This is a genomic window from Streptomyces similanensis (genome assembly GCF_039543625.1).
GTDB classification, from domain to species: Bacteria; Actinomycetota; Actinomycetes; order Streptomycetales; family Streptomycetaceae; genus Streptomyces; species Streptomyces similanensis.
Genome location: NZ_BAABKC010000113.1, coordinates 24,170 through 31,488 on the forward strand (window position 1 = coordinate 24,170; position 7,319 = coordinate 31,488).

General features: G+C 73.2%; 5 protein-coding genes. 3 read left to right on the top strand and 2 right to left on the bottom strand.

Annotated elements, in window-relative coordinates:
- Positions 1-377 precede the first annotated feature (377 nt).
- Positions 378-1,163, bottom strand: a complete 786-nt coding sequence (locus ABEB07_RS32570; RefSeq protein WP_176149567.1) for a TetR/AcrR family transcriptional regulator — start codon at positions 1,161-1,163, stop codon at positions 378-380.
- Positions 1,164-1,558: 395 nt separating this feature from the next.
- Here ABEB07_RS32570 and ABEB07_RS32575 point away from each other — a divergent pair, with 395 nt between their 5' ends.
- Together ABEB07_RS32575 and ABEB07_RS32580 are read left to right on the top strand one after the other, a co-directional pair.
- Positions 1,559-2,935, top strand: coding sequence for an NAD(P)/FAD-dependent oxidoreductase (locus tag ABEB07_RS32575; protein ID WP_345671651.1), 1,377 nt, complete (start codon positions 1,559-1,561; stop codon positions 2,933-2,935).
- Between the two features lie 237 nt (positions 2,936-3,172).
- Complete coding sequence (locus tag ABEB07_RS32580; RefSeq protein WP_345671652.1) at positions 3,173-4,852, top strand: ATP-binding SpoIIE family protein phosphatase; 1,680 nt, start codon at positions 3,173-3,175, stop codon at positions 4,850-4,852.
- A gap of 100 nt (positions 4,853-4,952) precedes the next feature.
- Here ABEB07_RS32580 and ABEB07_RS32585 read toward each other — a convergent pair whose 3' ends face one another.
- Entirely contained in the window at positions 4,953-6,218 is a 1,266-nt protein-coding gene (locus ABEB07_RS32585) for an MFS transporter (protein ID WP_345671655.1), read from the bottom strand.
- Positions 6,219-6,388: 170 nt separating this feature from the next.
- On the opposite strand from ABEB07_RS32585, the gene ABEB07_RS32590 reads away from it, so the two are divergent.
- Positions 6,389-6,940 (top strand): MarR family winged helix-turn-helix transcriptional regulator, encoded by a 552-nt coding sequence (locus tag ABEB07_RS32590; protein ID WP_164588235.1) that lies wholly within the window; start codon positions 6,389-6,391, stop codon positions 6,938-6,940.
- The last annotated feature ends 379 nt before the right edge of the window (positions 6,941-7,319 follow it).

Genomic DNA, 7,319 nt, shown 5'->3' on the forward strand with positions numbered 1-7,319 from the left:
CCGCACGTTCAGGGGCCGAGGGGTCCCGGCCGGCATCGTCCGCCAGCGCGACGCCCTGGCCTCCGGCGGCCGAACAACCTGCCCCGAGACAACCCGCCGCTTCGCGCCGTACGGGTCGTGTCGAGGCACGGCGTAGGCGTCGGCCAGGGCCGGTGACGTCGAGCCGTGCCGTCAACGCCGCTCCCGTCGAGCGGCGGCGTCAACCGTCAAGCGTGTGCCGTCACCCAGCCGACGTACCGCCGGCCGGAGACCGGTGAGCGGCATTCCGCCGGCCACCGGCCCGCAACTCGCCGATCCACAGCCCGCCGCTCCGCAACGCGCCGCTCCGCAGCCCGCCGTACCTCACGCGGAGCCCGACGCGCCGACCGCGCCGCCCCTTACGCCGGGCGGGACCGCAGGCCCTCCAGGAGGATGTCCAGGAGGCGGGCCGAGGCGGCCGCCTGCTGGGCCGGGTCGGGGAGCGAGGGCGCCGCCGTCGCGATGACCAGCAGCACGTCCGACACCGACACGTCCGGCCGCAGTTCGCCCGCCGCGCGGGCCCGCTCCACCAGCCGCCCCACGACCTCCAGCAGCGCCGCCGCCCCCGCGTCGTCGAGCGCGGGATCCGCCGCGAGCGCGGCCCCGTCGGCCACCAGCCGCAGCTCTCCCGAACCGGGCTGGGTCCGCTGCTGCGGCAGCCGGGCGCCGTCCGGCCCGGCCGCGCCGTCGGCGTGCTCCTCGGCGACGCCGACCCGCAGCACCTGCGGCGGCAGCAGCCGCCCGGCCCCGGACGCCACCGACGTGCGCAGGAAGCGCGAGAGCGCCGCCCACGCGTCGTCCTCCTGGCCGAGCGCGGCCCGCGCCTGGTCGGTCAGCCGGGAGGTCTCCTCCTCGGCTATCCGCCGCACCAGGACGTCCTTGCTCGGAAAGCGCCGGTACACCGTGCCGACGCCGACCCGCGCGCGCCGCGCCACGTCCTCCATCGGCGCGCCGTACCCCAGCTCGCCGAAGACCTCGCGCGCCGCCCTGAGCACATGCTCCAGGTTGCGCTGCGCGTCCACCCGCAGCGGCGTGGTCCGCGCCGCCCGGGACTCGTCCCCGCGCCCGCCGGCCGCCGTGCCCAGCACAGCGCCGCCGGTCGTGACGGCGGACGCGGTCGACCAATGAGTGTCCTGAATGTGCATGACTGTTCCCCCGGTAATGACGTCTCCCCCCGGAGACACTCCCCGTCACTGAAGGCGAGGTGCGCGGAAACGGGAATCACGCACGATCGAGTCCGTCCCCGAGATCCGGTGAGATCCCGCGGACTCGTCCGTCCCCATCCCCTACACCCCGTCGACACGAACATAGTTGAGCGGGAGTCAATTCAGAAGGGGCAGGTTCCGCCCGGAGCGCCCCCCGATCGGAGTACGGGTCGCAAACGCCCGGATTGCATCCGCCCACGCGCCCCCACTCACCCCCGCTGACCTGCGCTCATCACCTCCGCTTCGCGGATTCGGCCAACCCCGGCGCACACCGCGGCGCCGGCACCCGAATCGTCGGGCCTGTGGACAAACGACGGTCACGGGTGCGTCATGGGATGGTGAAGGAACGTGCGCGCATTCTCGTTGTCGGCGGCGGCTACGTCGGGATGTACACGGCCCTGCGCCTGCAACAGCGGCTGAAGCAGGAGTTGAGACGGGGCGAGGCCGAGATCACGGTCGTCACTCCCGACCCTTATATGACGTACCAGCCCTTCCTGCCCGAAGCGGCGGCCGGCGCGATCTCCCCCCGGCACGTCGTCGTGCCGCTGCGCCGCGTCCTCGACCAGTGCCGCGTCATCGTCGGTGAGGCGACCGCCGTCGACCACGCGCGCCGCACCGCCACCGTCACCACCCTCGCCACCGAGGAGGGCGGCGGCGCCGAGGAACTGACGTACGACGAACTCGTGCTCGCCCCCGGCTCCGTCTCCCGCACCCTGCCCATCCCCGGCCTCGTCGACTACGGCATCGGCTTCAAGACCGTCGAGGAGGCCATCGGCCTGCGCAACCACGTCATCGAGCAGATGGACATCGCCTCCTCCACCCGCGACCCCGAGATCCGCGACGCCGCCCTCACCTTCGTCTTCGTCGGCGGCGGCTACGCGGGCGTGGAAGCGCTCGGCGAACTGGAGGACATGGCCTGCTACGCCACGCGCTACTACCGCACCATCCAGCCCGCCGACATGAAGTGGATCCTGGTCGAGGCCTCGGACCGCATCCTGCCCGAGGTCGGCGAGGAGATGGGCCGCTACACCGTCACCGAACTGCGCCGCCGCAACATCCAGGTCCTGCTGCACACCCGCCTGGAGTCCTGCGCCGACCGCGTCGCCGTCCTCAGCGACGGCCAGCGCTTCCCGACCCGGACCCTCGTGTGGACCGCCGGCGTCAAACCGCACCCCCTCCTCGCCGCCACCGGCCTGCCCCGCGACGAGCGCGGCCGGCTCAGGTGCACCGCCCAGCTGACCGTCGACGGAACCGAACACGCCTGGGCCGCGGGCGACGCCGCCGCCGTCCCCGACGTCACCGCCGCCGAACCCGGCCGCGACACCGCCCCCAACGCCCAGCACGCGGTCCGCCAGGCCCGCGTCCTCGCCGACAACATCGCCCACGCCCTGCGCGGCGAGCCCCTCCAGACGTACGCGCACAAGTACGCCGGCTCGGTCGCCTCCCTGGGACTCCACAAGGGCGTCGCACAGGTGTACGGGCGCAAGCTGAAGGGCTACCCGGCCTGGTTCATGCACCGCGCCTACCACCTCAGCCGGGTCCCCACCGTCAACCGCAAGGCCCGGGTCCTCGCGGAATGGACGCTGGCGGGACTCTTCAAGCGGGAGATCGTGTCCCTCGGCTCGCTGGAACACCCCAGGGCGGAATTCGAACTCGCGGCCGGTGGAAAACATCCCCTCGACCCGAACATCAACCCGAAAGAGTCGTCCTGACCGAACCCAGGAACTCCCGGGCGCGCCCCGGCGTCCCACGGATGTCGGCGCGCGGCGGCCACACTGCCACACTGTCCCCGACCGAGCGGCGACAGCCGCCGCGCCCCGGTCACCGCCCCCGTACGACCGCCGCGCCGCACCGACCGGTGCGGCAGCCCAACGCGCTCCCGCCGCGCGGCCCCCATCCCGGCCGGGCCCGGAGCCGGCCCGAGACGACACGACACGAGGCAAGGATCCGTGAACTTCACGCGCTGGAGCGCCCGGCTCCCCGGCATCCCCGGAACGCAGCGCCGCGCGGCGGCGCGGACCGACCTCGCCACCGCCCCGGAGCGGCGCGCCGACGGCTCCGTGCCCGCCGCCCGCGCCGCACGGCCGGCCGACCCGGCGGAGCCCGCGCCCGCCGTCGACACCCTCCCCGCCCGCGACGTCCTCGACCGCGTCCCGGCCCTCGTCGCCCTGGTCCACGGCCCCGACCACCGCCTCGCCTACGTCAACGGCGCCTACACGGCGGCCTTCGGCGCCCGCCCCCTCGGCGAACCCGCCCGCGACGCCCTGCCCGAACTGCGCGAACTGGGCCTGCTCCCGCTCCTCGACCAGGTCCTGCGCAGCGGCAGACCCCGCACCCTGAAGTCCCGCAAGGCCACCGACGGCCGCTCCTACACCTTCACCTGCACCCCGGCCGGCGAAGCCGACGGCGCCGACCGCGCCAACGGCCCCGGTGTCCTCGTCTTCGCCACCGACGTCACCGACCACGCCGAGGCCGCCGAACGCCTGCGCGCCAGCGAGCGCCGCCAGCGCGAGACCGCCGTCACCCTCCAGCGCTCCCTCCTGCCCCAGGTGCTGGAACAACCCGACGACCTGCGCGTCGCCGCCACCTACCAGCCCGGCGGCACGGAGGCGGCCGTCGGCGGCGACTGGTACGACGTCATCACCCTCGGCGGCGGCCGCACCGCCCTCGTCATCGGCGACGTCATGGGCCGAGGAGTGCGCGCCGCCGCCGTCATGGGCCAGCTGCGCACCGCCGTGCGCGCCTACGCCCGCATGGACCTGCCCCCGCACGAGATCCTGCAACTCCTCGACGGCCTCGCCGCCGAGATCGACGCCAACCAGATCGCGACCTGCGTCTACGCCGTCCACGACCCCAACGAGGGCCGGCTCGTCTACTCCTCCGCCGGCCATCTGCCGATCCTCGTCCGCGACGAGAGCGGCGCCGTCGTCCGCGCCGACGAACCCACCGGCCCCCCACTCGGCACCGGCGGCTGGGTGCACGCCTCCGGCTCGGTCCCGCTCGGCCCCGGCTCCACCGCCGTCCTCTACACCGACGGCCTGGTCGAACGCCGGGACGAAGACCTCGACGAGGGCATCACCGCACTCGAACGCGCCCTGGCCGGCGCCACCGGCACCCCCCAGGTCGTCTGCGACCGCCTCGTCCGCTCGGCCGGCGTCCAGGCCGACCACGACGACGACGTCGCCGTCCTCGTCCTCCAGCACCCCGCCCGCACCGGCCACGACGGCGAACTCTTCCGCAACGCCGCCCTCGAACTCCTCGGCGGCGTCGAGGCCGCCCCCCGCGCGCGTGCCTTCGCCTCCGGCGTCCTGGCCAGCTGGCGCTTCCCGCCCGACCTGCACGACCTGGGCGTCCTCGCGGCCAGCGAACTCGTCGCCAACTCCCTCCAGCACGGCATGCCCCCGATGCGACTGCGGCTGCGCCGCACCGACCGCCGCCTCATCATCGAGGTCACCGACGGCGACGACCACCTCCCCAGGCGTCGCCGCGCCGAACCGGCCGACGAGTCCGGCCGCGGCATCGCCATCGTCGCCACCATCGCCGCCGGCTGGGGCGCCCGCCGCACCCCCGGCGGCGGCAAGGCGGTCTGGTGCGAATTCACCCTGCCGGCCAGGCAGCAGGAGCCGTAGGAACGCGAACGGCGGCCGCCACCAAGAGGTGACGGCCGCCCCAGCGCACCCACTGGCACGCCCCCGCGGCCGGGAGAAGCCCCGGCAGCCCCCGACGGGGTCAGGCCTCCGCGGCCACCGGCTCCGCGGCCGCCCCGCCGCGCGCCACCACCCGGCTCCGCGCCGCCCACGGATGGTCCTGCGCCATCGTGAGCACCCGCCCCAGCCGCAGCGCCAGCACCGTGACCCCCAGCGCGAACAGCAGGAACGCCATCACATACGGCCCCGGCAGCGACGCCGCCAGCGGACCGCCCACCGCCGGACCGACCGCCAGCGCAAGCTGCTTCACCAGGGCGAACGCGGAGTTGTACTGCCCCGCGAGACCGGCCGGCGCCAGATCGGCCACCAGCGGCGCCAGCGTCGGCGACAGCATCGCCTCACCCAGACCGAACAGCGCGTACGTCGACACGAACGCCGCCGTCGCCATCGCGTGACTGCCGTGCCCGAGCCCCGCGTACGCCGCCGCGGCCCAGGCGACCGCCCAGATCACTCCCACGGCCGCGATCACCCGCGACCGCCGCCGCCGCTCGACGAACTTCAGCACCGCGAACTGCGCGACCACGATCATCAGCGTGTTCGCGGCCAGCGCCGTCCCCAGCGTCGACGTCGATATCCCGGCCGCCTCCACGCCGTACGCGCTCAGCCCCGACTCGAACTGGCCGTAGCAGGCGAAGAAGAGGACGAAGCCCAGGACGCACAGCTGCACCATGGCCCGGTTCCCCAGCAGCTGCCGCCGGCCGTCGCGGCCCGACGACCCCGCCGGGGCGCCCTCGACCCGCGGCGCCCGCGGCATCCGCACCGTCGACATCACCACGGCCAGCAGCACGAACACCGCCGCCTCGATCGCGAACAGCACCGTGAACGACGACACCCGCGAGGTGTCGACGAGATGGCCGCCTATGAGACCGCCGACGCCGAGCCCCAGGTTCTGCAGGAAGAACTGCATCGCGAAGGCCCGCGACCGGGTCTCCGTGTCCGAGCAGTCCACGATCATCGTCGCCAGCGCCGGCTGCATGACCGCCTGACCGGCGCCCAGCGCCGCCGCCGACAGCAGCACGGTCGCCGCACCGCCCGCCAGCCCCAGGCTCAGCGCGCCGAGCGCGGCCAGGACCAGGGCGGCGAGCAGGACCGGCAGCGGGCCGCGCCGCACGATCGCCCGGCCGGCGAACGGCAGCACGATCAGCGCGGCCACGGCGAAGACAGCGAGCACCGAGCCCGCCGTCATGGCCCCAAGACCCCGCACCTGCGCCACATAGACGTACAGGTAGGGGACGGTGAAGCCGAGCCCGAACGCGCTGAGTGCGTTGCCCACGTGGATCCGGCGCATCGCTGCGCCCATCGCCCTGGTCACGTTCACCTCTCTCGAGAACGTAGGTACTGGTGGTGTGTTCGCGTACTCCAGTAGTTAGTACTGAAGACTTCGACACTAAACTTTGAATCTAAACTGTACACCCGGAAGGACTTCGACGCCAAGCGGCCTCGTGCCATACTGCGGACATGGGCGACACCCCCGGCATCGGCAGCGAACCGACCCTCGACGAGCAGATCGCCGCCTACCAGCGCGAGTTCCAGGACCTCGACCCCCAGGTCGAGAAGATCGTCTCGGCGCTCTCCCGCCTCAACCGCCGGATGAACGTCGCCTACGGCCGGCAGACCGCCGCGCTCGGCATCAGCAACGCCGAGTGGGAGGTCCTCAAGGCCCTCGTCCTGTCCGGCGCCCCCTATCGGATGGGCCCCAGCGAGCTGGCCAAGCGGCTCGGCCTCACCCCGGCCGCGATGACCCACCGCATCGACCGCATGGTCGGCGAGGGCCTGGTCACCCGGGAGCGCGACGAGAACAACCGGGTCCGCGTCATCGTGGAGCTGACCCCCGAGGGCCGCGAGAAGTGGCTGGAGGCCATGCGCCTGGCGACGGTCTTCGAGGGTGACCTCCTCCAGGACCTCTCGCCCGCGGAGCGCGCGGTGTTCGACGAGGTCCTGACCAGGCTGCTGCGCCGGGTGGAGGACGCCCAGCCGGACGCCGGCGGCCGGCTCAGCGACCTCGACTGAAAAGATCTTGACAGGCGCCGCTTGACACGCCTCTGTCCGATCCGTAGGGTTCTTCGGGTTGCCACCGAGCCGTAACGGTTCAGCGGCGACACCTTTCGCCGCACCTGCGGCCAACAAACCACCAGCACGATCGCCCAGCCGGGTTGCATTCGGTGTCCCCGAATTCAATTCGAATGGAGTTCGTCGACCCCGAACGGATCCGCGAGGAGCCGATTGGGAATCGCCGAGAAGATCCGCTAAGGTTTGAGACGTCGGAACGGCCCAACGGGCCGGGAAGACAGCCCCGCTGACCGGGGATCAGGTCGAAAGGGATCTGATAGAGTCGGAACCGCCGGAAAGGGAAACGCGGAAGCGGGAACCTGGAAAGCACCGAGGAAAT

Coding starts and splice junctions, on each gene's coding strand:
- ABEB07_RS32570 (WP_176149567.1), bottom strand. CDS start 1,163: ATGCACATTCAGGACACTCATTGGTCGACCGCGTCCGCCGTCACGACC.
- ABEB07_RS32575 (WP_345671651.1), top strand. CDS start 1,559: ATGGTGAAGGAACGTGCGCGCATTCTCGTTGTCGGCGGCGGCTACGTC.
- ABEB07_RS32585 (WP_345671655.1), bottom strand. CDS start 6,218: ATGCGCCGGATCCACGTGGGCAACGCACTCAGCGCGTTCGGGCTCGGC.
- ABEB07_RS32590 (WP_164588235.1), top strand. CDS start 6,389: ATGGGCGACACCCCCGGCATCGGCAGCGAACCGACCCTCGACGAGCAG.